The sequence below is a fragment of the Roseibium salinum genome (assembly GCF_026240905.1).
In the GTDB taxonomy this organism is placed as follows: Bacteria; Pseudomonadota; Alphaproteobacteria; order Rhizobiales; family Stappiaceae; genus Roseibium; species Roseibium salinum.
This window is the reverse complement of record NZ_JAPEVI010000003.1, coordinates 996,527-1,020,968: the sequence shown is the minus strand read 5'-3', so window position 1 is coordinate 1,020,968 and position 24,442 is coordinate 996,527. Positions and strand designations below refer to the sequence as shown.

At 60.8% G+C, this 24,442-nt stretch carries 17 protein-coding genes and 2 pseudogenes; 8 read left to right on the top strand and 11 right to left on the bottom strand.

What is annotated here, in order from left to right:
* Window positions 1-2 precede the first annotated feature (2 nt).
* From trpC to ON753_RS09280, 3 genes and pseudogenes are all read left to right on the top strand, one after another.
* A pseudogene (gene trpC / locus ON753_RS09290) lies at window positions 3-784 on the top strand (indole-3-glycerol phosphate synthase TrpC); the annotation flags it as partial.
* A gap of 35 nt (window positions 785-819) precedes the next feature.
* The gene (gene moaC / locus ON753_RS09285) at window positions 820-1,332 is read left to right on the top strand and encodes a cyclic pyranopterin monophosphate synthase MoaC (protein WP_265962243.1); all 513 of its coding nucleotides are present in this window, start codon (window positions 820-822) and stop codon (window positions 1,330-1,332) included.
* Complete coding sequence (locus tag ON753_RS09280) at window positions 1,332-2,537, top strand: molybdopterin molybdotransferase MoeA (RefSeq protein WP_265962242.1); 1,206 nt, start codon at window positions 1,332-1,334, stop codon at window positions 2,535-2,537. Before moaC ends, ON753_RS09280 begins: the two co-directional genes overlap by 1 nt.
* A gap of 153 nt (window positions 2,538-2,690) precedes the next feature.
* Here ON753_RS09280 and ON753_RS09275 read toward each other — a convergent pair whose 3' ends face one another.
* The 7 genes from ON753_RS09275 to ON753_RS09245 all read right to left on the bottom strand — a co-directional run bounded on the left by ON753_RS09275 (window position 2,691) and on the right by ON753_RS09245 (window position 11,706).
* Window positions 2,691-3,491, bottom strand: coding sequence for an FAD binding domain-containing protein (locus tag ON753_RS09275; RefSeq protein WP_265962241.1), 801 nt, complete (start codon window positions 3,489-3,491; stop codon window positions 2,691-2,693).
* Between the two features lie 171 nt (window positions 3,492-3,662).
* Window positions 3,663-6,023, bottom strand: a complete 2,361-nt coding sequence (locus tag ON753_RS09270) for a xanthine dehydrogenase family protein molybdopterin-binding subunit (protein ID WP_265962240.1) — start codon at window positions 6,021-6,023, stop codon at window positions 3,663-3,665.
* Window positions 6,024-6,236: 213 nt separating this feature from the next.
* On the bottom strand, window positions 6,237-6,728 hold the full coding sequence (locus ON753_RS09265) for a (2Fe-2S)-binding protein (protein WP_265962239.1): 492 nt from the start codon (window positions 6,726-6,728) through the stop codon (window positions 6,237-6,239).
* A 139-nt stretch (window positions 6,729-6,867) separates the two neighbouring features.
* A complete protein-coding gene (locus tag ON753_RS09260) occupies window positions 6,868-7,572 on the bottom strand; it encodes an SRPBCC family protein (protein WP_265962238.1) in 705 nt (234 codons plus the stop codon).
* A 310-nt stretch (window positions 7,573-7,882) separates the two neighbouring features.
* Window positions 7,883-10,126, bottom strand: coding sequence for an EAL domain-containing response regulator (locus ON753_RS09255; RefSeq protein WP_265962237.1), 2,244 nt, complete (start codon window positions 10,124-10,126; stop codon window positions 7,883-7,885).
* A 1-nt stretch (window position 10,127) separates the two neighbouring features.
* The gene (locus ON753_RS09250; protein WP_265962236.1) at window positions 10,128-10,532 is read right to left on the bottom strand and encodes a sensor histidine kinase; all 405 of its coding nucleotides are present in this window, start codon (window positions 10,530-10,532) and stop codon (window positions 10,128-10,130) included.
* Entirely contained in the window at window positions 10,474-11,706 is a 1,233-nt protein-coding gene (locus tag ON753_RS09245) for a sensor histidine kinase (RefSeq protein WP_265962235.1), read from the bottom strand. The genes ON753_RS09250 and ON753_RS09245 overlap by 59 nt, the downstream gene beginning before the upstream one ends.
* 698 nt (window positions 11,707-12,404) lie before the next feature.
* On the opposite strand from ON753_RS09245, the gene ON753_RS09240 reads away from it, so the two are divergent.
* Complete coding sequence (locus tag ON753_RS09240) at window positions 12,405-13,160, top strand: FadR/GntR family transcriptional regulator (RefSeq protein WP_265962234.1); 756 nt, start codon at window positions 12,405-12,407, stop codon at window positions 13,158-13,160.
* 40 nt (window positions 13,161-13,200) lie between these two features.
* Here the strand turns inward: ON753_RS09240 and ON753_RS09235 are convergent, their stop codons facing one another.
* Entirely contained in the window at window positions 13,201-14,715 is a 1,515-nt protein-coding gene (locus ON753_RS09235) for an aldehyde dehydrogenase (NADP(+)) (protein ID WP_265962233.1), read from the bottom strand.
* A 281-nt stretch (window positions 14,716-14,996) separates the two neighbouring features.
* Here ON753_RS09235 and ON753_RS09230 point away from each other — a divergent pair, with 281 nt between their 5' ends.
* Window positions 14,997-16,145 carry a fumarylacetoacetate hydrolase family protein gene (locus ON753_RS09230; RefSeq protein WP_265962232.1) on the top strand — a complete coding sequence of 383 codons (1,149 nt, stop codon included), beginning with the start codon at window positions 14,997-14,999 and terminating at the stop codon, window positions 16,143-16,145.
* 85 nt (window positions 16,146-16,230) lie between these two features.
* On the opposite strand, the gene fumC is transcribed toward ON753_RS09230, so the two are convergent.
* Window positions 16,231-17,616, bottom strand: coding sequence for a class II fumarate hydratase (fumC, locus tag ON753_RS09225; RefSeq protein WP_265962231.1), 1,386 nt, complete (start codon window positions 17,614-17,616; stop codon window positions 16,231-16,233).
* A gap of 21 nt (window positions 17,617-17,637) precedes the next feature.
* Window positions 17,638-18,448 (bottom strand): annotated as a pseudogene (locus tag ON753_RS09220) (alpha/beta hydrolase).
* A gap of 159 nt (window positions 18,449-18,607) precedes the next feature.
* Here ON753_RS09220 and ON753_RS09215 point away from each other — a divergent pair.
* From ON753_RS09215 to lexA, 3 genes are all read left to right on the top strand, one after another.
* Window positions 18,608-20,188, top strand: coding sequence for an acyl-CoA synthetase (locus ON753_RS09215; RefSeq protein ID WP_265967107.1), 1,581 nt, complete (start codon window positions 18,608-18,610; stop codon window positions 20,186-20,188).
* On the top strand, window positions 20,185-21,054 hold the full coding sequence (locus ON753_RS09210; protein ID WP_265962230.1) for a hypothetical protein: 870 nt from the start codon (window positions 20,185-20,187) through the stop codon (window positions 21,052-21,054). Before ON753_RS09215 ends, ON753_RS09210 begins: the two co-directional genes overlap by 4 nt.
* Window positions 21,055-21,178: 124 nt before the next feature.
* Window positions 21,179-21,889, top strand: a complete 711-nt coding sequence (gene lexA / locus ON753_RS09205) for a transcriptional repressor LexA (RefSeq protein WP_265962229.1) — start codon at window positions 21,179-21,181, stop codon at window positions 21,887-21,889.
* A 19-nt stretch (window positions 21,890-21,908) separates the two neighbouring features.
* Here lexA and ON753_RS09200 read toward each other — a convergent pair whose 3' ends face one another.
* A complete protein-coding gene (locus tag ON753_RS09200; protein ID WP_265962228.1) occupies window positions 21,909-24,326 on the bottom strand; it encodes a ComEC/Rec2 family competence protein in 2,418 nt (805 codons plus the stop codon).
* Between the last annotated feature and the right edge of the window lie 116 nt (window positions 24,327-24,442).

Here is a 24,442-nt window from a genome sequence, read left to right as displayed (position 1 = left end):
AAATGGCCGATATCCTCCAGAAAATTGAAGCCTATAAGCGCGATGAAATCGCTGCTGCCAAGGCCAGGGTTACGTTGCAGGATCTGAAGGCCCGGATCGAGGACGTATCGGCGCCCCGCGGGTTCCTGAAGTCCATCGAGGCCAAACATGCCGCTGGCGCATATGCCCTCATCGCCGAGATCAAGAAGGCGAGCCCGTCGAGGGGCTGATCCGGGAGGATTTCGATCCTTCGCAGCTTGCCAGGGCCTATGAGGACGGGGGTGCGGCCTGTCTGTCGGTGTTGACGGACACGCCGTCGTTCCAAGGCAAGCCGGATTTTCTGACCTCAGCCCGGGATGCCGTCTCTCTGCCGGCGCTCCGCAAGGATTTCCTTTATGACCCGTATCAGGTGTTCGAAGCACGGGCCTGGGGCGGTGACTGCATTCTAATCATCCTGGCAGCGGTCGATGATGACACGGCCAAGGCTCTGGAGGAGACCGCCTTCAGCCTCGGAATGGATGTCCTGCTGGAAGTTCATGATGCAGAAGAGCTCGAACGCGCGCTGAAGCTCTCCTCCCGGCTTCTTGGTATCAACAACCGCAATCTCAAGACCTTCGAAACCAGGCTGGAGACCAGTGAAGAGCTGTCGCCGCAGGTCCCTTCGGACCGGATCGTGGTCGGCGAATCCGGCCTGTTCACGCCGGCGGATCTCGAACGGATGAACAGGGTCGGCATCTCGACCTTTCTGATCGGCGAGAGCCTGATGCGGCAGGAGGATGTCACAGCGGCAACCAGAGCGCTCCTCGCCCGCCCCCATTCTCCGAAGCGGTTTAGACGGACATGGTCGGCAAGGACCCGAAACTCACACATCTTGATGAGACCGGCACCGCCGACATGGTGGACGTCTCGGCGAAGGACGTCACGCACCGGATAGCCGTCGCGCGCGGGTCCGTGACCATGCGGCCGGAGACCCTGGAGCTGATCCGCTCGGGCAATGCCAAGAAAGGCGACGTGATCGGGACAGCCCGCATTGCCGGCATCATGGCGGCAAAGAAGACCCACGAGTTGATCCCGCTCTGCCACCCCCTCATGCTGTCGAAAGTCTCCGTCGACATCGAGGCGGACGACGCGTTGCCGGGTCTGATTGTGACGGCCACGACAAAGGTCAGCGGCCAGACCGGTGTCGAGATGGAGGCCCTCACGGCCTGCTCCCTCGCCTGCCTGACCATCTACGACATGGCCAAGGCCGTCGACCGGGGCATGGTGATCGGAGATATCCGGCTGGTTGAAAAAGCCGGCGGCAAGTCCGGCCACTGGACGTTGGAAAAAGACGGAAGCGAAGGCGGCACCTGATGAGCCTGATGCCGGTTGCCGAAGCGCTCGAAAGACTTTTGGCAGGAATTTCTCCACTGGAAACGGAACATGTGCCGCTCGAGCGGGCGAACGGCCGCATGTTGGCCGAACCGCTCGCCTCGACCCGAACACAGCCGCCCTTCGCTGCATCGGCGATGGACGGTTACGCGATCCGGTCTACGGATCTTGGCGAAGGCCGCGCGACGCTGCAGGTGATTGGCGACGCCCCTGCGGGCCATGGCTATTCCGGCACAGTGGAACAGGGTCAGGCCGTGCGCATTTTCACCGGCGCTCCAATTCCCGATGGAACCGATACCATCCTCATCCAGGAAAACGCCGAGCGGTCCGGCGATCAGGTCACCGTTCTGGAAGCACCGGTTAAAGGTGCTCACGTCCGTCCGGCGGGCCTCGATTTTGCCAAAGGCGATGTGTTGCTCGCCCCGCCGCTCAAACTTGCCTACAGGCACCTGGCGCTGGCGGCGGCCATGAACCACGCCGACCTGCCGGTGATCCGCCGGCCGAAAGTCGCCATTCTTGCGACCGGAGATGAACTGGTGCGCCCAGGCACCGAGCCCGGCCCGGATCAGATCATCGCGTCCAACCACGCGGGCATCGCTGCTCTCGTCGAGGATTGCGGTGGCGAACCTTTGGACCTGGGAATATCGCCGGACGATTCGGTTGAACTGGCTTCCCATGTCCGCCGCGCCATCTCGGAGCACGCGGATATCCTCGTCACCCTTGGCGGCGCATCCGTCGGCGATCACGATCTGGTTCAGGAGGTCCTGGGACAGGAAGGCATGGACCTGTCCTTCTGGCGGATCGCCATGCGTCCAGGCAAGCCTTTGATGGCCGGACGCCTCGGCAATACCAAGGTTCTCGGCCTGCCGGGAAATCCCGTGTCCAGCCTGGTCTGCGGGTTGCTGTTTCTGAAGCCGCTCCTTCAGGCAATGCTCGGGCTCGAACCTCAGCAGAGCGCTCCCGCACAGGCCGTTCTGGCCGCGGATCTTCCGGCCAATGACCGCCGGCAGGACTATGTGCGTGCCACGCTCGAAGAAGACGCGGACGGCAAGCTGATCGTCACGCCATTTGCCAAACAGGACAGCTCCATGCTGGGATTGCTGGCAAGGTCCGGCGCGCTCATCGTCCGCCCGCCCCATGCACCGGCGCAACAGGCCGGAACTGCGGTGCCCGTTCTCGTTCTTTAGAGAGGGTTTTGCCCCCTGTTGGCGGAGCGACTGCAATTCTCTTTGAAATATACCTGCTTTGCAGCACCGTCGTTCGCGGCCAAACTCCTGAAAAGCAAAAAACAAACCCGGCCGGAATATCGGCCGGGTTTGTGAAACACGATTGCCGGATGATCAGCTCGCAGCCGCCACCGCACGCTTTGCCATGACCGTGACCAGATTGGCCCGATAAGCAGCGGAGCCGTGGATATCGGACAGAAGGCCGTCGGACGCCGGAGAAATTTTCGCCACCGCTTCCGGCGACCATTCCCTGGCAAGTGCCGTTTCCATTTCACCCATGCGGAAGACACCATCCTGCCCTGCCCCGGTCACGGCGACCCGGACCGATCCGTCAGCGGCCTTGGCCACGAACACGCCTGCCATGGCGTAACGGGATGCCGGGTTCGGGTATTTGGAATAGGCCGTTGCCGCCGCCCCCGGGAACTTGACGGAAACGATGATTTCGTCGTCCTCCAGCGCGGTTTCGAAAAGCCCGGTGAAGAAGTCTTCCGCCGGAAGCTCGCGATTGTTCGTCACCACCGTCGCTCCCAGGGCGACCAGCGCTGCCGGATAATCCGCCGCCGGGTCGTTGTTGGCGATCGAGCCCCCAAGTGTCCCCATGTGGCGCACCGCAGGATCTCCGATGCCGCCGGCAAGTGTGGCAAGACCGGGCAGCGTCTGCTTCACCAGATCGGATGCGGCCACTTCTGCATGGGTCGTGGCTGCACCGATCGACAGGCCGTCACCTTCTTCGCGGATACCCTTCAAGTCGCCGATCCTGGTGACATCCACCAGATCACTTGGTGCGGCCAGGCGTTGTTTCATGGTCGGCAGCAGGGTCTGCCCGCCGCCGAGAACCTTGCCGTCATCGGATTTGCCCATCAGATCGGCTGCCTCGGCAAGAGAACCGGCCCGGTGATATGTTGTTTCATACATTTCATGTCTCCCACAGGAATGGGTTTATCTTTGTCAATCTCTGGCCGGCCCGGAAACGAGCCCGGCGCCGGAACTGGCAACGTGGATCATGCCGGATCGGAGGTCCTCCCGGGGAAGTTCCCGGCATAACAGGACGCTCCAAGGCGCCATGATCCACCTCCACGTCAATCACTATTCGGCCGCCTCTCTTATCGAGGACCGGCACAGCGCCCAGACCTTTTCCGCCGATGCCGGCATGCTCAGGTCGTGGTTGCCGATCGCATCCACGATGGCATTGATCACCGCGGGCGGTGACCCGATCGCACCGGCCTCGCCGCAGCCCTTCATGCCGAGCGGATTACCCGGGCAAAGGGTTTCGTGCGTGGACAGGCTGAAGGACGGCACATCATCGGCGCGCGGCATGACATAATCCATGTAGGACGCCGTCAGAAGCTGGCCGTTCTCGTCATAGGACGCGTTTTCAAGCAGTGCCTGCCCGATACCCTGGACAAGCCCGCCATGGACCTGGCCTTCCACGATCATCGGATTGATGACCCTGCCGAAATCGTCCGCCGCAACGAACTGGACGATTTCGGTCTTGCCGGTTTCCGGGTCCACTTCCACTTCGCAGACATAGGTGCCCGCAGGGAAAGTGAAGTTGGTCGGGTCGTAAAACGCTCCCTCCTTCAGGCCCGGCTCCATGCCTTCGGGCAGGTTGTGGGCCGTATAGGCGGCAAGGGCCACTTCCGTGAAGGACAGCTTCTTGTCGGTTCCAGCGACCTTCAACTCGCCGCCCTCAATCTGGATGTCGCCTTCGGCAGCTTCCATCAGGTGGGCGGCGATCTTCTTGGCCTTTGCCTCGACCTTGTCGAGGGCCTTGACGATCGCCGACATACCGACGGCACCCGAACGGGAGCCATAGGTTCCCATTCCGAACTGAACCTTGTCCGTGTCGCCGTGAACGACGGCGACGTTGTTTGTATCAAGGCCGAAGCGTTCGCACACAAGCTGTGCAAAGGTCGTTTCATGGCCCTGGCCATGGCTGTGCGACCCGGTGAGGATTTCGACGGAGCCGACCGGATTGACGCGCACTTCGGCCGATTCCCAAAGTCCGACACCGGCGCCGAGAGAACCGACAGCCGCCGAAGGTGCGATGCCGCAGGCCTCAATGTAGCACGAGAGGCCGATGCCGCGCAGCTTGCCGCGTGAGGCGGCCTCGGCCTTGCGGGCCGCAAAGCCGTCATAGTCCGCCGCCTTGAGGGCTGCATCAAGCGTCACATCGTAGTCGCCGGCGTCGTAACACATGATGACCGGCGTCTGATGCGGGAATGACTTGATGAAGTTCTTCCGGCGGAAATCGGCCGGCGACAATCCGACCTCCCGGGCCGCCGTTTCGATGAGACGCTCCAGTAGATAGGTCGCCTCCGGGCGGCCTGCACCGCGATACGCGTCCACGGGTGTCGTGTTCGTATAGACCGTCTTCACATTGGCATGAATGGCCGGAATGTTGTACTGCCCGGAAAGCAGCGTCGCATAGAGATAGGTCGGCACGGCCGAAGAGAACAAGGACATGTAGGCGCCGAGATTGGCGACTGTCTTGACCCTCAGGCCGATGATCTTGTTTTCGGAATCAAGCGCCAGTTCGGCTTCCGAATGGTGGTCGCGGCCATGAGCGTCGGTGAGGAAGGCTTCCGTCCGGTCGCAAACCCACTTGACCGGCCGGCCAACCCGTTTCGAGGCCCACAGGCACACCATCTCTTCGGGATAGATATAGATCTTGGAGCCGAAACCGCCGCCGACATCCGGAGCAATCACCCGCAGCTTGTGCTCAGGAGCCACGTTGTAGAACGCCGACAGAACCAGCCGGGCCACATGCGGGTTCTGGGACGTAGTGTAGAGCGTATAATGCTCCTCGGCCGCGTTGTAGCTGGCCAGCGCGGCCCGGGGCTCCATCGGATTGGGCACGAGGCGGTTGTTCTGGATTTCCATGCGCGTGACATGCGCCGCCTTCTCGAATGCTGCGTTGACCGCGGCCTCGTCGCCGATTTCCCAATCGTAGATCAGATTGCCTTCGGCTTCCGGATGGATTTGCGGCGCACCGGGCTGAAGGGCAGCGACTGCATCGACCACGGCCGGAAGTTCTTCGTAATCGACAACGACCGCATCAGCCGCATCACGTGCCTGTGCCTGCGTATCGGCCACCACCACGGCAACCGCCTGGCCGACATGGCGCACGATTTCCGGTTCAAGAGCGCGCCAGCCGCCCATATTCATAGGCGAGCCGTCCTTGGAATGGATCATCCACCCGCAGATCAGGTTGCCGATGCCGTCGCCGATCAGCTGGTCGCCGGTCAGGACCGCATCGACGCCGGGCATCTCCAGAGCCGCGCTGGCATCTATTCCCTTCACCTTCGCATGCGCGTGCGGCGAACGCACAAAAGCCGCGTAGCCCATTCCCGGCATACTCACATCGTCCGTATACTGGCCCTTGCCTGTAATGAAGCGCTTGTCCTCCTTGCGCAGGGCGCGGGCGCCGATCCCCTCGATTGCCATCGTCTCTCTCCCTCATCAATTGTTCCGGCCCCGCCTTTTTCCGGAAAACCTCCTCTGACCGGACGTACCGGCTACCGCCCCCGGGCGGAATGTCTCTTCCAAGACCTGGCGGACAGCAGAGCCGCGCCCTTCTCCTCCTGGCAACGGTCACGCTGATTGGTCTTGCAGATTGTCTGCGCAGGAAGCCCCGCGCATGTCAGGAGTGCGGGCCGTTTACTCTGCGGCCTGGGCCAGACCGGCCATCTGATCGGAAGCGGCCTTTATGGCCTTTACGATGTTGTGGTAGCCGGTGCAGCGGCAGATATTTCCTTCCAGCTCGTGGCGGATGGTTTTCTCGTCGAGTTGCCCCGGACCGTGCCGCTTGATCATATCCACGGCAGTCATGATCATGCCCGGAGTGCAGAACCCGCACTGCAGGCCATGGTGCTCGCGGAATGCCGCCTGAACCGGATGCAGGCTGCCATCGGCCGCCAGACCTTCTATGGTCACGATGTCCGCGCCATCGGCCTGTGCGGCCAGCATCGAGCAGGACTTGACCGCCTTGCCGTCGACATGGACCACGCAGGCACCGCATTGCGAAGTGTCGCAACCCACATGCGTGCCGGTCAATCCGCGCACCTCGCGGATATACGCAACGAGCAGCGTCCGGTCTTCGACTTCCGCCGAAACCGTCTTGCCGTTCAAAACCATCGAGACTTTCGACATGAATTTCTCTCCCTCATAAAATTCTCTGAGCCAAGGCCCAAAAAGCATCCCGGCTTGTCGCCGTGTTTTCGGTTCTGTGGATTCTGGCGAAACGAAACGAGCGTCAGAACCTGATCATTTCAAAATTCGGCCCGGCGGGTCAACTCGCAAGAGCAAGAACGACGATCAAAGCCGCGAGAAGAGCGAGCCCCCAGACCATCGGGCCTCCGAAGGCATTTCGCCCCGCTGCCGCTTCCAGGTTTTCTTCCGCCTTGTGAAAACGTTCTTCTACCGCATGCTCGGCTTCTTCGAACGCATGCACGACGTCTTCCGAACTCTCTTCCAGGGCAATCCGCTTGGCTTCCTCTGCAACACCGGGATCAAGCTCGTCGTCGAAACCGGCTTCGGCCGTTACTTGCTCCGTGGGGCCGCCCACCTTCTCGGAAAACCTGGAGAAGAATTCCTCCGCCATTTTCTTCGCCGTGGAATCGATCAGCCGGCTCCCGAGTTGGGCAAGCTTGCCGCCCACCTGGGCCTTGGCCTCATAGGTCAGCAAGGTCTCATCGCCCTCTTCCGTCAGTTTGACGTCCGCAGTCCCTTTCGCAAATCCGGCAACGCCGCCCTTGCCTTCCCCGGAGATCGTATAGCTTTCCGGAGGATTCATGTTCAGAAGTGTCACAGCGCCTTTGAATTTCGCCTTGACCGGGCCGATTTTCGAGGTGACCTCGGCGGTCATTTCCGTGTCGGAAACCTTTTCCAGACTCTCACAGCCCGGGATGCAGTCTCTCAACACTTCCGGATCGTTCAAAGCCTCCCAGACTGTTTCCCGTTTGGCAGGTATCCGGTGGGAGCCGTTCATATCCATATAGTCTCTCCCCATGCCGCGCTTGGGCAATTATTGGCAATGTCTTAATCAGGGTCGCGCCCCACTCGGACTATGAGAGCGTGTTTTGTGCAAAATTTCAATCGCTTATCTGAGCCGGAATCCATAACCGGCCTGAGCCGGCGGTCAAATCACTTCGGCGGCAAGTCGTTCAGGTAAAGGCGGCAAATCGGCTGAGCCGGCCCCGCACTCTCCCGGGTGGTTCGCACCCGCGCCTGCACGTGCGTGCGGTGCGGGCCGCAACTCGTCCTGGCCAAGCCCCTGATCCGGTGAAACAAACGGAAATAACCGGCTAACTGAAGGCCACACCCGCTCCAGCGGCCTTTTGAATAAAGGACCCGACCTCCGAATTTGCCAGCGGCTTCGAATAAAGATAGCCCTGCAGGAAGTCGCAATGCAGTTCCTGCATGATCTTGCGCTGAGCGTCCGTTTCGACCCCCTCCGCGGTGACACTCAGATCAAGCGCCTGCGCAACCGCGATGATCGACTTGACGACTGCGAGCGCATCCCCGTCCTGGTCCATATTCATGATGAAACTCCGATCGATCTTGATGCCGTCGACCGGCAGCTTGCGCAGATAACTGAAGGACGAATACCCTGTCCCGAAATCGTCGATGACTACCTTCGCGCCCTTGTTGCGCAACCAGGTCAGCAAGGAAAGGGTCACCTGATCGTTGTTGAGGAACAAGCCCTCGGTGACTTCGAACACGAGACGGTGCAGGGGTAATTCCGCCGCGGACGAGGCATCCTCGATATCCTTGTAGATCCTGTTTGCCAGTACCTGGCGCGGTGACAGGTTTACATTCAAGCGCACCTGGTCCGACAGCGCGGACATCTTGCTGAACTCGGCAAAGGCGGATTTGAACATCCAGGCCCCGATTTCCGTAATGAGGCCGCTGGCCTCGGCGGCCTCGATCATGCGGGCCGTGTTCAGGAAATTTCCGGCAGGAGTACGAAACCGCATCAATGCCTCGAACGAGGCGATGCTCTCGTCGCGCGCCAACATGATCGGCTGGTAATGCAGGGAAAACTCTGTCTGATGGCTTCCCCCGGTGAGCAGTGAGGCAAGCCGCAACCGTTCGAAGGCGGCCTCCTGCATCAGGGGATGGAAGACGGCGTGATTGGTAAGCCCCTTTTGCCGGACGTCGTTGAGTGCAATCGATGCGAACCGCACCAATTGTTCCGCTTCGTGATTGTCATCGTCCGCGGCAGCAAAGCCAAGGCGCATCCTCAAGGTGATCTGGTTGTCGTCCTGCTCGATCGGTTCCTGAAAGGCCTGTTCGACCCGTGCGACAATGTCCTGAACCTTGTTCTCCTGACCGCCCTTCAAGAGAATGAGAAATTCATCTCTCTCCTTCCGTGCGATGGTCAACGCGTCCGGAAAGGTCTGCGACAGTCTGTGCCCGGCCTTCTTCAGAACGGCAACGGCCTTCTCGTCCCCGATGCCATCCACGATCACCCGGAAGCGCTGAATATCGCAGTGCACGACCAGCAGCGGCGTGTGTTCAGCGGCAAAGCGCTGAAAGGTCTCGATGAACCCGGAGAATGTCGACAGTCCGGTAATTCGGTCGACATAGGCAAGGTTGCGGATATGCTCCAGCAGGCCCGTCTTTTCGTAGCCGAGAGAAACGTTGGAAACGAAAAGCTGGATGACCTCAGGTCCGAGCAATTCCTCCAGCTGTTCCGCGGGCATGCCGAGATAGAGCGCTCCGGTCATGCCGTTCCGGGTCACGAGTGGAAGGGCCACCCCTTCAGCCGACGATCGCGCGGACCGGGTGTCGATGCAGTCCTGCACCAGCTTGCGGATTGCGTCCTCATCCAGAATATCGATGGGCAGGTCGATCCTGTCCGCAAATTTGCCTGTGGCCGCCAGTACCCTGCTGTTGGCCGTGTCGATTGTGCCGTACTCGGGAAGCGCATCAAGTCCGCAAAGGAGACAGTCCACGGGCTGTCCGACGAGGTCCGAAAAATGCCTGAGCACCGCCGAGGCAAAATCGCTGAGGGCGTTCTTATCGACAATCGCAGCGAAATGGGAATTCAACTGTTTGAGTTTCTGCCGGTTGAGGTCAAGCGACATGACCAGCTTGTACCCCCGCAGCGCGGTAACGAGTGCCGTGATGAGCTTTGTCCGGGACAGCTCGGCCTTTTCCGCGTAGCCGTCAATATCGAACCTCATGATCACGTCTGTCTGCGGCGCGTAACCCGGCTGCCCGGTCCGCAGGATCAGGCGCGTAAAGTGATTGCCGAGTTCGGAGCGGATCCATCTGACCAGGTCCAACCCGGCAGTGTCGCTTTCCATAACCACATCGACCAGCGCAACGGCGATGTTGTCATGATCCGAAAGTATCTGGCGCGCCTCCTGCGCGGAAAGCGCATGCAGGAGTTCGAACGGGCGACCTTCGAACTGGCATCCGGCAACGGCGATCCTGGTGACTTCATGGACATCCGGATCGTCATCAACGATCAGAATCTTCCATGGTGACTTGGTAATTTTTTTTACTTGCGGCTCGGAAGGCGCAAGAAAGTCCATCACCATTTTAGTGCACCTTTGTTCTTATTGGTGTCCTGGCCTCTTGCTCGGCGCTGACAGGTATTTCAATCGTGAATTCCGTACCCGATCCCACGGTCGAGGAAATGGAAATCGTTCCATTCAGAGCTTCTGTCACCAACTGATAACAGATCGCCATGCCGAGTCCCGAGCCTCCCTTGCCGAATTTCGTCGTAAAGAAAGGCTCAAAGACTCTTTTCAGATTCTTGTCCGGAATACCAACTCCGTAGTCCCTGCATTTCAGGACGATCGCCTTTCCCCGACCGCCGTTGCGGCCGTGCTCCTGCTGCGTCACGATCCGCGAAGATAGCTTGATCCTGCCTTCTTCGCGGCCCTCATAGCCGTGCTTGATGGCGTTTTCGATAAGATCTCGAAACAAGTTGGCTGACGGCACCGGGATAGCTGTCGACGACCTCGTCGGCATTCAGATCAAGTTCTATCGTGAATGGTGTCTTCTTGATGGTGGGCTGAAGCGTGGCCAGGGTTTCCCGGATGATATGATCGAAATTGAAGGTTCGCCTTCTCTCGCTCTGCCGGTCGACCGCGACCTGCCGGAAGTTGCCGACCAGTTCGCGGGCCCGCCCCAACGTCTTTTCGATAATGCTTGCGGTCTGGGAAATCCGCTCGACCTCGTTTTCGAGCCCCTCCTTGCTCAAGGTCTTCTGCTCGAGCTCTCGGTGGATAGATCCGGTCAGATCCTTGATGGTCGTCGCCGCCATCAGGGCATTGCCGAGCGGCGTGTTCAACTCATGCGAAACGCCGGCGACCAGTGCTCCCAGGGCCGCAAGATTGTCCGCCTGAATGAGTTCTTCCTGTACCAGCTTGAGCTGCTCCGTCCGGTGGGTCACCAATTCCTCCAGATTGGTCTGGTATTCCTGAATCTTCTGCAAATCCAGATGGCGTCGCTGGACCATCGATTGCAGGCTGCTGGCCAGAATGCCGATCTCGTCATTGCGGCCGGGCATCAATTCCGCACTTGGAGGATCCTCGATAAGCCGGGGTGTGGACAGGTAATTGACGATTGTCGACAAAGGGCGCCCAATCAGGCGGCGGAACACTGTCCTGATCACGATCGCCAGCAGTATCAGATAGAGAATGATCGCCGTTACGATGAAGCCGACCGTGGAGACGATTTCATACGAAATCGTGTTCCGGTCGATCAGAATGAATACCTTGCCGATCGCATCCTTGTGCAGGATCGTGCTCGGCGAGTTCAGCGTGTAGGTCAGCGCTTCAGCCTGGCGCGGCCCGGTCACAGGCTCGCCGAAATTTCCCGTATCCGGCGTTTCCACCCAGACGCTTTCGACCACGTCGAGACTTTCGAGCCCGCGAATGAGTTGAAGGGTTGCATCTGCATTGACGGTCCAGATCGCCCGCTCGAACGGTCGCTTGGTGGCCTGGAAAAACGCTTCCGTCACCCGAATGGCGCGCGCATGCGAGGCATCCCAGGTGATTTTTGTCAGGATGGCAATGAAGATGACGCCAAGTATCGCGAACAGGCCAAGCGTATAGAAAATGAAGGTGCGGGACAGGCTCGTGCGACCCATCTCGTCTGGGGTAAATGGCAACGACGTACTGCCACTGAGATTCAAGACGCCCACCTCAAACTGTCTGCCCGTCTCCGGCTATCGGAAACAGCGCAATTCCGCATTGCTGTGTTCGCCCCTGGGAGGGAAAATCCTCACGACAACCTCGGACAGGTCTATCAATAGTTGATTCACGGACACAACAACAATGCCCAGCAGCCTCATCAACATTTGACCTACAATTTCGCCGGGTTGATCAGGGTGTGGGATCATACGACATTTTGGGTAGGTTTTCTAAATTTTCCATAAAAATCAATTGTAAATTAGAACAGCCCTGTCGCTCAACGTGTGAAACGCATACGATTACTGCAACTCTTTCTGCCTTTACGATCACGAGCGGCTTTGCACCGCGCAATTATTTCCGGCAGCAAGTCATGCCGGTTCGCTCTCTGCGTTTAAGTATCAGGAAGTGATGTGATCAAGACGCTCGCTGTCTGCGATTTTCGTCGTGGACTCACGACAGTAACAATCTCACAAAGCATCACAACTGATGCAGAAGACGTCTCGCCTTATCCAAATCAAACGCTGCGGTACGGTTGCGCAAACCCACGCCTTCTCAAAAGAAGTAGAGAACGCTTTGCTTCTGGTACTCCGGCGAATTCCTCTGTAGAACAGAATAGAATTTCGATACCTGCCTGAAGTATTCCATCTGCGAACTTGAGGCCTACAGGGATGCCTCGATGAAAACGTCAGACCGCATTCTATTCGAACTACCGGACAGAATTCTCACGTCCCTGCCCACGGGCGCAGTGAAAGATACTGTCGAACATCTGGGCAGACGCATCGCCCGAGGCGACTACAAAGCGGGCGCAATCCTGCCAAAGGAAGACGAACTGGTGACTGCCCTCGGGGTGTCGCGAACAGTCGTACGCGAAGCGGTCAAGGTGCTCTGCGGTAAAGGGATGGTCCGCACGGCCCGGCGATACGGTTCCCGGGTCTGTCCGTTCGATGACTGGAATCTTATGGATCCCGACGTCATCCGCTGGCACGATCACGACAGTCCGCAGACGGCCCGGATCTATTCCGAAGCCACGGAACTGCGTTTCATTTTCGAACCGGAAGCCGCTGCCCTTGCGGCGCTGAATGCGAGTCAGCAGCAGCGCAGCAGGATACTGTCAGCTGCCGAAAGCATCTGCCCCGATGCCGGCGAAAGCGCCATGATCGCCGCCGACTACACCTTCCACGCGACGATCCTTCAGGCCAGCGGCAACCTTATGCTCGCCCAATTGCAGCGTCTGGTCCACGCGGTGCTGATCTTCTCCTACACCGCGCGCTGCGAAGGCGTCCCCGACCACCTCGAGTCACGCCTGGCGCATATCAGCGTCGCGGACGCCATCGTTGCGGGCGACGCCGAGCTTTCAAGGTCCCGAATGCGCGCCCTCCTCGGTCAGAACAAGATGATCGCCGATAAGATATTCGGAGCGTCGGTCGCATAGCGCAGCCGGAGGCAGATACGGGATCCGCCTCCGGAACCGTTTAGGCCAGGTCGGCAGGAAGTATCCCGTCCGGGAAATTCTGGTAGCAGACCGGCCGCAGGAAGCGGCGGATGGCCATCGTGCCGACGGAGGTTGCGCCAAAATTGGTGGAAGCCGGATAAGGTCCGCCGTGGACCATGGCATCGCTGACTTCAACGCCGGTCGGAAATCCGCTTACCAGTATCCTTCCCGCTTTCCGCTCCAGGATCGGCACGAGCGTACCGGCCTTTTGCGTGTCGTCCCGATCCATATGCAGGGTCGCGGTCAACTGCCCCTGGAAAGACTTTGCGACAGCAACCATCTCGTCGAAGTCCTTGACGGTGACGAAGATGCCCAACGGTCCGAAGACTTCCTCACCAAGTTCCTCATTGGCGAGCCACTCGGCACCGGTCGTCGCATAGAGATAGGGCGAGGCTCCGCGCGCGGAACAGCCTGATTTCAGGACCTCGCGGACGCCGCTTGTCGCCGCAATCCGCTTCTGACCACCTTCAAAGGCGTTTGCGATGCCGGGCGTCAGCATGGCCTGTTCACCAACCTCCACAAGAGCGGCGGTCGCAGCCTCCAAACAGGCATCCGCATCCGGCCCCTCGACTGCGATCGACACGCCGGGATTGGTGCAGAACTGGCCGGTTCCCATGGAGAGCGAAGCAGCCCAGCCAACGCCGATCGTTTCGCCGCGCGACTTTAACGCTTCTGGCAGCAGGAATATCGGATTGACGCTGCCGAGCTCCCCGAAGAACGGAATCGGCTCGGGACGGGATGCGCAAAGATCGAACAAGGCGCGGCCCGCTCCGAGCGACCCCGTGAAGCCGACGGCCTTGATCAGGGGATGCTGGACCAGTGCGGCGCCAACCTCCTTGGAAGACCCCTGGACCAGGCTGAAGACGCCCTTGTGCAGATTGCACGCCTCTATGGCGGCAAGGATCGCCTCGGCAACGATCTCCGCCGTGCCCGGGTGAGCGGGATGCCCCTTCACGACCACCGGGCACCCGGCCGCCAGTGCGGATGCGGTATCGCCCCCTGCGGTCGAGAAGGCCAACGGAAAGTTGGACGCGCCGAAAACACCCACCGGCCCGACTGGCCGCTGCATCAGGCGAAGATCGGGACGCGGCAGCGGCTTGCGGTCCGGCAGAGCTTCATCGTGACGCCTGTCGAGGTAGTCACCGTCTTCAATGAACTGGGCAAACAGGCGGAGCTGGCCGGTGGTCCGTCCGCGCTCACCCTGCAGGCGTGCGGCGGGGAGCCCGGTTTCCACTGTGCCGATTGCCGTGATCGCATCGCCGCGGGCTTCGATCTCGTCGGCGATCTTGTTCAGGAAGGCGGCACGGTCCGCCCTTGAGCTGGCCGAGAATGACCAGAATGCCTCTTCGGCAGTCTGAGCCGCCTGGTCGATGTCTGCCGGCGTTCCCTCCGCAAACCGTGCAGCTTCGCCTTCCATCGGAAGATTGGAAAAGGTCTCTTCGGAAGAGACCCATTCGCCTGCGATCAGGTGTTTGCCTTTCGGGGTAAAACTCATGCTTTTTGCCTTTGAAATCCGGATCTAACTATTGGCGGGATATCCGCCCCGGGATGCGGAAGCGGAAAATGTCTGGGCGCCTGTCCTGATGGAGACAAGGCCGGCATGCCGGTTGCGGCAAGGCCTGGCGCCTTCGAAGGCCTCGACGGCCGACATCCATGATCTGGTCTATGGGCAACCGGTCGTCAAGGGCAGCTAATTGGGTTCTCGAATGGCCGGCGCTATTGTTGGGCGTTTTTTTTCGCGCTAAGCAATCTGCCTGAGACGAACAAGGATCTGTCATGAGCTTCCTGGAACCTGCTGAACTCACCGGAACATTCATCGGCCGCGTCTGGCGTCCCGACGTGAACGGTCCCGCAGTGGTCACGATACGCGATGGCCACGTGGTCGACATCACCTCCAAAACGGCACCCACCGTCCGCGAGATCTGCGAAATGGACGACCCGGCAGCCTTCGTGGCGGAAGCCGCCGGCAGTTCTCTTGGCTCCCTGGAAGTGATTGCGGCGGCACAGCCGGGCGCCCGGGACACCATTCACTTCCTGGCGCCCTGCGACCTGCAGTCCGTCAAAGCCTGCGGCGTCACCTTCGCCAGTTCCATGGTCGAGCGTGTCATCGAGGAGCAGGCTGCGGGCGATCCGCACAAGGCTCAGGAAATCCGCGCGCGCGTGGGCGGCGCCATCGGCGACAGCCTGCGCAACATAAAGGCCGGGTCGGAACAGGCGGCAAAGGTCAAGCAGGCGCTGATTGCCGAAGGGCTGTGGAGCCAATACCTGGAAGTCGGCATCGGCCCGGACGCTGAAGTCTTTTCCAAGGCCCAGGTTCTGTCCTCCGTAGGACCCGGCGCGGAAGTGGGACTGCACCCGATTTCGAAGTGGAACAACCCGGAACCTGAAGTGGTCCTGGCGGTCTCCTCGAAGGGAAGAATCGTCGGCGCCGCCCTCGGCAATGACGTGAACCTCAGGGACGTCGAGGGCCGGTCGGCCCTGCTTCTTTCCAAGGCAAAGGACAACAACGCTTCCTGTGCCATCGGTCCGATGATCCGTCTGTTCGACGCAACCTTCACCCTCGAGGACGTGCGGGCCGCGGAACTCGACCTGAGGGTCGAAGGAACGGACGGGTTCGTTCTCGAAGGCCATTCCTCGATGAAGGAGATCAGCCGGGACCCGGAAGACCTCGTTCGCCAGACGCTCGGCCGGCACCATCAGTATCCGGACGGGATCGTGCTGTTTCTGGGCACCTTGTTCGCTCCGACGAAAGACCGCGACACGGATGGGGAAGGCTTCACCCACAAGCTCGGCGATGTGGTGTCCATTTCCGCCCCGGGTTTTGGGACGCTCAGGAACACGGTGCGCCTGTCCACCGAATGTCCTGAATGGACCTTCGGTATCAGCCACCTGATGCGAAATCTCGCCCAGCGCGATCTGCTTTAGCAACCGGCTGACGAATCGCTTTCCTTTCCTGTTGTTCTTCCGGCGTCCTCCCGGCCGCGCGTTGCACGCGGCCGGGATCTTGCCTTCAGAGGGAGGGGCCCAGCATCTTGGCGGGATCAACGATCCGGTCAAACTCCTCTTCGCTGACGAACCCGAGATCCAGACAGGCCTGCTTCAGGGTCAGGTCATGTTCAAAGGCATGATGCGCGGCGTGACTGGCCTTGTCGTACCCGATCACCGGACTGAGCGCGGTCACCAGCATCAGGGACTGGTCGAGATACTCCTGGATCCGCTTCTCATTCGGCTGCATTCCGTCCACCAGGTACTTGGCAAAATTCGTGCAACCGTCGCCCATGATCCGGATCGATTGCAGGATGGAATTGATCATCAGCGGCTTGTAGACGTTCATTTCCAGATACCCGCTCGCCCCGCCGATGCCCACAGCCACATCGTTGCCCATCACCTGGGCCGCGACCATGGCCAGTGCTTCACACTGGGTCGGGTTGACCTTGCCCGGCATGATCGACGACCCCGGCTCGTTTGCGGGAATGATCAGCTCATAGAAGCCGCAACGCGGTCCGCAGGACAATAGCCGGATATCGTTGGCAATCTTGAACAGGGACGTTGCCAGCGTCCGGAGTGCGCCACTGAGCATCACAAGCGCATCATGGCTGCCCTGAACCGCGAACTTGTTGGGAGCGGTGACGAAAGGCAAGCCGGTGAGCTCCGAGATCTTCGCCGCTGACCTGGCGGCGAATTCGGGATGCGTATTGATTCCCGTTCCGACGGCTGTACCTCCCAGCGCAATCTCATAGACATCCGTCAGGACGAAATCGATACGCTGAATGTCCTGCCGCAGCATTTCGACATATCCGGAAAACTCCTGCCCGAGGGTCAAGGGCGTCGCGTCCTGCATGTGGGTCCGGCCGATCTTGATGATCTCGTCCCATTCCTCTGCCTTGGCCTGCAGGCTGTCATGAAGCGCCTGAACGCCCGGAAGCAGACGGTGCGTCGCCTGAATGGCGGCGGCCATGTGCATTGCAGCCGGGAACGTGTCGTTCGACGACTGGGACATGTTGACGTGGTCGTTCGGGTGAACCGGATCCTTCGTGCCGAGAATCCCCCCGGCGATCGCGATTGCCCGGTTCGAGATCACCTCGTTGACGTTCATGTTGGTCTGAGTGCCGCTTCCGGTCATCCAGACATGCAGCGGAAAATGCTCATCGAGCCGGCCGTCCGCCACTTCATCGCAGGCTTTGACGATCAGGTCAGCCAGGTCCCGGTTCAACAGGCCGAGGTCGGCATTGGTCAGGGCGGCCGCCTTCTTCAGGATGCCGTAGGCATAGATGAGTTCGATCGGCATGAGGTCGGTCCCGATCGAGAAATATTGAATGGACCTCTGGGTCTGCGCGCCCCAGTACTTGTCCTCCGGTACGTCGATCTCACCTAGGCTGTCACTCTCTCTGCGCATTTGCATCTCCTGATGAAAAGCTTACGGGGCCAGAAGCGTCGAGGTCAGTTCGCTATCGGGGTCTTTCAAGCCGTCGATGACATCGAAATGGTGCCGCCCCTGATCCTCATGGAACCCGGCATTCGGCCACGCCTCTGCCAACAGGCGTGACTGACGGATGAATTCCGGTCTTTCGGCCCCGCCAACCCACGCCACGACCGGACAAGGCCCGGCCGGCTTTTTCAATGCAGGGCTTTCGGCAACCGCGTCTTCTTCGCTCATCTTGAAGGTGTCGTTCATGCGGGTGTTCCGGAGCGGCCGCAGATCGTGCAAGCCGCTGATCGACACAACCTTTTCGATCCGATTCAGCACCTCCGGCATAAGGGGTGTATCCTCGCTCATCATCCGCGTGACCAGATGCCCGCCGGCGGAATGGCCCGTCAGCCGTATCGGCCCGCTGATACGTTCGGCCGCCCGCGAGATGCACCTGCCGATCTGACGGGTGATATCCGCTATGCGGACGTCTGGCGCCAGATCATAGGACGGCAGACACACCGACCAGTTCCGTCCAAGGCAGCCGGACGCGAAATGCGACCAGTAGGACTTGTCGAGATCGCAGCCAGTAGCCGCCATGCACGAACACCACGAGCCCCTTTGAAACGCCTTCGGGGTGAAAAATATCCATCCGCTGACGATCAGTGTCCCCGTAAACGATTCCAAGGTCCTTCTCGATCCATGTCTTGCGGAATGTCTCGGCCTCCTGCGTCCAGCGCGGCGGATAGTCCGCTGCCCCCGGAATGTGCGCGGCATTCGCGTAAGCATCGTCCCAATCGGTGATCTCTGCAGCGTTCATGTGAATATCCTTGCTCCTGCGGCAAACCAGTTTGACGTGCATCCTTGCACAATTTAGCGCGCAAGCGGAACGGTCTCCATGGCGGTGCCGCTTGTCAAATCAGCCGCGCCCGGCCTAACGTCGCCGCAAAACACATTCTCCCGTGAGGACCTTACCCAGATGATGGAGCGATGTTCCAATCGAGTGGCCAATCTGGCGCATTTCCTGACCAGGAACGCCGCCCGCTGGCCGGACCGCCCGGCGATCGTCTGGGAGAACCGGACCTGGACGTGGGCGGAACTTGACGCCCGGGTCTCCGCCATCGCCCGCGCGCTGCACGCGCAATACGGTGTTTCAAAGGGTGACACTGTGCTGGTCCAGGCGCAGAACTCCAACCAGATGACCGAGATCATGCTTGCTGCCTTCCGCCTGGCGGCCGTGTGGGTGCCCTGCAACTTCCGCCAGGCACCGGACGAAACCGCCTATGCCGCCGCAAAGGCGAACGCCAAGGTCTTCGTCTGCGATGCAGAATTCAAACCCCAGGCCGAGGCCGTAACAAATTCCCGGCCCGACATGGCAGGCGTCATCAGCGTTGGCGAAAGTTCCTTCGGCGCCTCCTATGAAGACCTCGTCTCCGGTAACCTCGGCGAACGGTTTCCCAACGCTCCCGTCGAGTACAACGATCCCTGCTGGCTGTTCTTCACCTCCGGCTCCACCGGCCGCCCGAAGGCCGTGGTGCTTACGCATGGCCAGATCGGGTTCGTTGCCGTCAACTACATGGCCGACCTGCTGCCCGGCACGAGCGAGGTGGATGCCTCCCTGGTGATCGCGCCGCTCTCCCATGGGGCGGGCCTGCAGCTGATCGCACAACTGTCCACGGGAGCCGCGCATATCCTGATGCCGCGCGGCGGTTTCAGTCCGGCGGCCGCCTTCGAGCTGATCGAGACGCACAAGGTCAGCAATATGTTTACGGTCCCCACGATCGTAAAGCGCCTGGTCGAGGATCCGGCCGTCGACCGCTTCGATCACTCCAGCCTGCGCCATGTGATTTATGCGGGCGCTCCGATGTACCGGGAAGACCAGAAACGGGCTCTGGAAAAGCTTGGACACGTGCTGGTCCAGTACTACGGGCTCGGCGAAGTCACCGGCAACATCACCGTGCTACGGCCCCAGGACCATTTTCTGGAGGATGGACCGCAGGCGCGCATCGGCACGTGCGGGGTAGAACGCACGGGGATCGAGGTCAGCATTCAGGACGAGGACGGCACCCTGCTCGGTCCGCATGAGACGGGGGAAGTCTGCGTGGCAGGTCCTGCGGTCTGCGCCGGGTATCTGGAGGACGACGCAGCCAACGCCAAATCGTTCCGCAATGGCTGGTTCCGCACCGGCGACATCGGCAACATGGACGAACAGCGCTTTCTCTACCTAACCGGCCGCGCCTCGGACATGTACATCTCCGGCGGCTCGAACGTTTACCCGAAGGAGGTGGAGGAAGTGCTGCTCTCCCATCCGGCCATCTCCGAAGTCGCGATCCTCGGCATACCCGATCCTCACTGGGGCGAAGTCGGGCTCGCCGTTTGCGTGACGACGTCGGGAGAAGCGGCTGACCCGGGAAGCCTTGCGGAATTCCTCACCGGCAAGGTCGCACGCTACAAACTGCCCGCGCGTTATCTGTTCATCGACAAGATGCCGACCAGCGCCTATGGCAAGATCACCAAGAAGCTGGTGCGTGAATACCTGAGTGATCAAGGCCTGCTATGAGACGCCCGGCCCCCAAAACGCTCGCCGACATCCGGCATCCCGGCCCCCGGGCCACTAACCGGCGGCCGCATGCGCTGTGCCGCGCCGAAGCGGTCTCCCTTGAGATTGCGGCACGCCAGCCGCTGCTCGAAGCACTTGGCGCTTGGGCCGACCGGACCGGCCACAGCTCTGCTGTCTTCACGCTTCACGGCCTTTCGCTGGGGCCGTTCGACTATGTCATGCCGGACCGGGCGATCGATGACCGCCATGCCGCCTGGTACAGCGACACGAAATCTTCTCCAGGCGCGGTCCTGGAAGAGGCTGTCGCCATCCTCGGCCGCAGGGACGGCGCCTGGTTTGCCCATATCCATGCCTATTGGCAAGGCAATAACACGTACCACCTGGGCCACCTGCTGCCGCATACGCTGTGCGTTCATCAAACCTCCCGTGTTCACGGCTACGGACTGCGAGGCGCGCGGTTCGAGGCGCAGCCGGATCCGGAAACCGAGTTTACCCTGTTCAGGATCATGGAAGACCGGAACACGGCCGACGAAGCACCGCCCAATGCACTGATCGCAACGCTCGCCCCCTTCGAGGATCTTCACCACGGGATCTCGGAGTTGTGCCGTGAATTGGGATCGACCGCGGTCGACGTTCACGGGCTGGGAAGCCTCGCAGGCGCCGAATTCGAGTCCTCGGGTGCCATGACCGGCCTCATCTCGGAAATCCTGCTACAGCCGGGTGCCGGGCGTAAAAATCGCCCCGCCCTCGATCTGCCGATACGCTGTGTCGATCTTGACGGAAATCTACACTCGGGCCGGGTTCTCGCCGGACACGCACCGACACTTGTGACATGCGAGCTGCTGCTGACAGCCGACGACGGTTGATTGCGGCCTTTCCGCGGGCATTTTGCAGAACAGCAAGAGAACATTTACCCTTGCGGAACACAATAGGAACAGGTACTGTGTTCTTGATTTGTACCAGCCCATCACGTGGTCAGGGGAAGCCTATATGTTGACGCGCAAGCAGTATGAACTGCTCATGTTCATTCACGAAAGACTGAAGGAAACGGGAGTGCCGCCGTCTTTCGATGAAATGAAGGATGCGCTGGATCTGCGCTCCAAGTCCGGTATTCACCGGCTGATTACGGCACTGGAAGAACGCGGCTTCATCCGGCGGCTGCCGAATCGCGCAAGGGCGATGGAAGTTGTCCGCCTGCCCGACTCGATTGCACCGGGCCTTGGCGCCCCGCGCCCCCGCGGCAGTTTCTCGCCGGAAGTTATCGAAGGTTCTCTGGGCAAACGCGAAGCTCCAAAACCGGCACCTCAGCCGGTGAGCGGCGGCATGGAAATTCCCGTTATGGGCCGCATTGCCGCCGGCGTCCCGATCGAAGCCATTCAGAACCACAGCCATTCCATCACTGTGCCTCAGGAACTGCTCGGCAGCGGCGAGCACTATGCCCTGGAAGTGCGCGGTGATTCCATGATTGAAGCCGGTATTCTGGACGGTGACACGATTCTGATCCGCCGCGCGGATACCGCCGATAGCGGCGACATCGTTGTAGCGTTGGTGGATGAAGAGGAAGCGACGCTGAAGCGCCTGCGCAAGAAGGGCGCGTCGATCGCGCTTGAGGCGGCGAACCCTGCCTATGAGACCCGGATCTTCGGCCCCGGCCGTGTTCGTGTGCAGGGCCGTCTGGTTGCCCTGTTCCGCCAGTATTGATCCGAGGGCTCGTTGAGCGCTACCGGCCGGACGTATCGAGCCGCTGCCGCAAGCTTGTCCTTGTAACGGTACCCGGCCGATGCCAGGGCCGCGGCGGATCGGGAAGTGCGTATATGACCTTGCTGATTGCCGGTTTTCCGGTCCTGCCTGGCAGCTTTCCGTCATCCGGGCTTGCTTGCGCCGCACCGCGCCCTGGCGGCGGCGTTTCATTGGTTTGGATCTCCCGCGACAGCCATATCGATACCGCCCCCTTCTTCTGACGCATATCCCCTTGCAGAATGACGCTGGCGCGGCAATCCGGCGGCACGATCAGGTCGGTCACGATAATATCGGCATAAAGACAATCCGCCGGCAGGGCCTGCGCCGTTCGCGGCAGACTGATTGCCAGAGGCAACGTCGCACCACCGGTATCCTCCCCGCTCCGGTCCGCATGGGCCAGGACCACGCAGCCGTCGCGATCGCATCGCCGTTGAGGCGATTTCATCGTACGCGATCCAATCGCGCCAGCCGGAACCCCTTCCCGCTGCATCCAGATCTCTCCCACGAATGACTGACGCCCGGATGAAAGCCGCAGCAGTCCGGACCCGTCCCTGGCGGCAACGCGGCTGCCCGTGGCTGCGATCTGAATATCGGGCGGCCGCATCACCACAATGGAAATGAGCGCTGCGCCAAGAGGCGCCAGCGCATAAAGGCGCCGCCAGCCGGGAAGCAGAAGACTTGCAAACAGCGCCGAGACAAGCAGAACCGCCGAAATTCCGCTCAAGGCGCCAACCGCTCCCGCACCGTCACTGAGAGCCGCCGTAAAGGCCGCGATCTTGAGCAGCAGTGAGAGGCCGAGAGCCATGAGGGTCAGCGGAAACGCGGATAGACCCAGCGGCATCAGAACCAGGGCCAGCACACCCATCGGCATGACGAGCAGCGAGAAAATCGGCATGCCGAGCAGATTGCCCAACACGCCGTAGGGCGCGATACGGCCAAAGTGGTGCGCGCCGATAATCCCGGTGGCAAGTCCGGCCACCAGCGCAGTGACGAAGAGGCCTGCAATCCACTTGGCGAGGAATTGAAGAAATCGGCGTCCGCGTCCCGCAGCCCGGCGGTCGTTGAAATGCCACGATCTGTCTCTTCCCCGCCATATCTCGTAAACCGCCACAAGACAGATGACGGCGGCGAACGACATTTGAAAACCGGGAAAGAACAACCGCTCCGGCGCAACCAGCAGAAGGAACAGGCCCGCAAGCGCAACGCTGCGCAGCGTCAGGCCGCGGCGACCGACAAATATGCCCAGAAACACGAGGGAGATCATCAGGAACGACCGCTGGGTCGCAACAGCAGCGCCGGAGATGAGCAGATACGCAACGGCGGCCGCGAGGGCAGCAACAGCGGCCCATTTGTGTATTGGCCAGCGCAGGGCCAGCGGGGGAAACAGCGCCAGGAACAGCAGTACCGCGCCGTAGGCACCGCCGGCGAAAAGCGCCATGTGGAGACCTGAAATGGCCAGAATATGCGCGAGCCCTGCCGCGCGCAGGTCTTCTTCCTGCGCCTCGCTGATGCCGCCGCGGTCGCCGACCAGCAAGGCGATGATGAGCGCCGTTTCAGGACTGTCCGGCAGAACGGACCTTATCCGGTTGGCAAGTCCGTCCCGCAGTGCCTGAACCTGCGCGGCCGCGCGCAAGGCCAGCGAGGCATCGCCCGCCTCGATCACCTCCGCGGGGCCATAACTGAATCCCGTCGCGCCGATCTTCGAATAGTAGGCCCGATAGGAAAAATCATATCCGCCGGGGCTCACCGGTCCCGGCGGCGGGAAGATCCTGGCCCTGACGCGGATCGCCTCGCCCGTTCCGGCTCCGTCATCCGCCGGCAGACGCAGCCGCACTCGTTCGGGAAACACGACCTCGGTTTGCGGCCGTTCGTTCACCGAGACGACTTCGAGCAGGACGCGCGCACCGCTGGTCCCCGCCTCGCGTTCCAGGACGCGGCCGGTCAGGGTGACGTTCATGGGTTCAGCCAGGCGTGGTGCATCGACATATGCCGTGCGCAAGGCCGCCACCGTCAACCCGCAGGCAAGCGCGAGCGCCAGGATGGCCGGTTTGCTCCATGCCTCCTGGCGACCAGTCCAGAAAACCAGAAGAGAAGCCAGGCCGACAAGGATCGTCAGCAGCGGCCAATGGGGTTCTTCCGGCAGAAGCGTGTAAACGGCAATCCCGACTGCAAAGGCGAATGCACACCAGAGCAGGCCCTGATTATCCCAGTACCTGTCATCGGGTGGCGCGGGATTGCGGAAGGTCAGTTTCGACCAGAAGACCCAGACCGGCCGATGGACGGAAGCCCCTTTGTCCGATGCGGAAGCCCTTTGGGGCGCGCCGGAGGGGACGCCGGCGAACGTCACCGCCGGCGTGCCGCCTTCCTCTTCGCGATCCCTGTCCTGCCCCTTCGCCAACCTGTCCCATCCCGTTTGACCTGAAGAAACGGACGAAGCCCCTATTTAGCCTTGCCAAAGGCTGTGCTAAGACCGCGCAACCACCACGGGCGCGGACTGTGCCCTATTCTTACAGA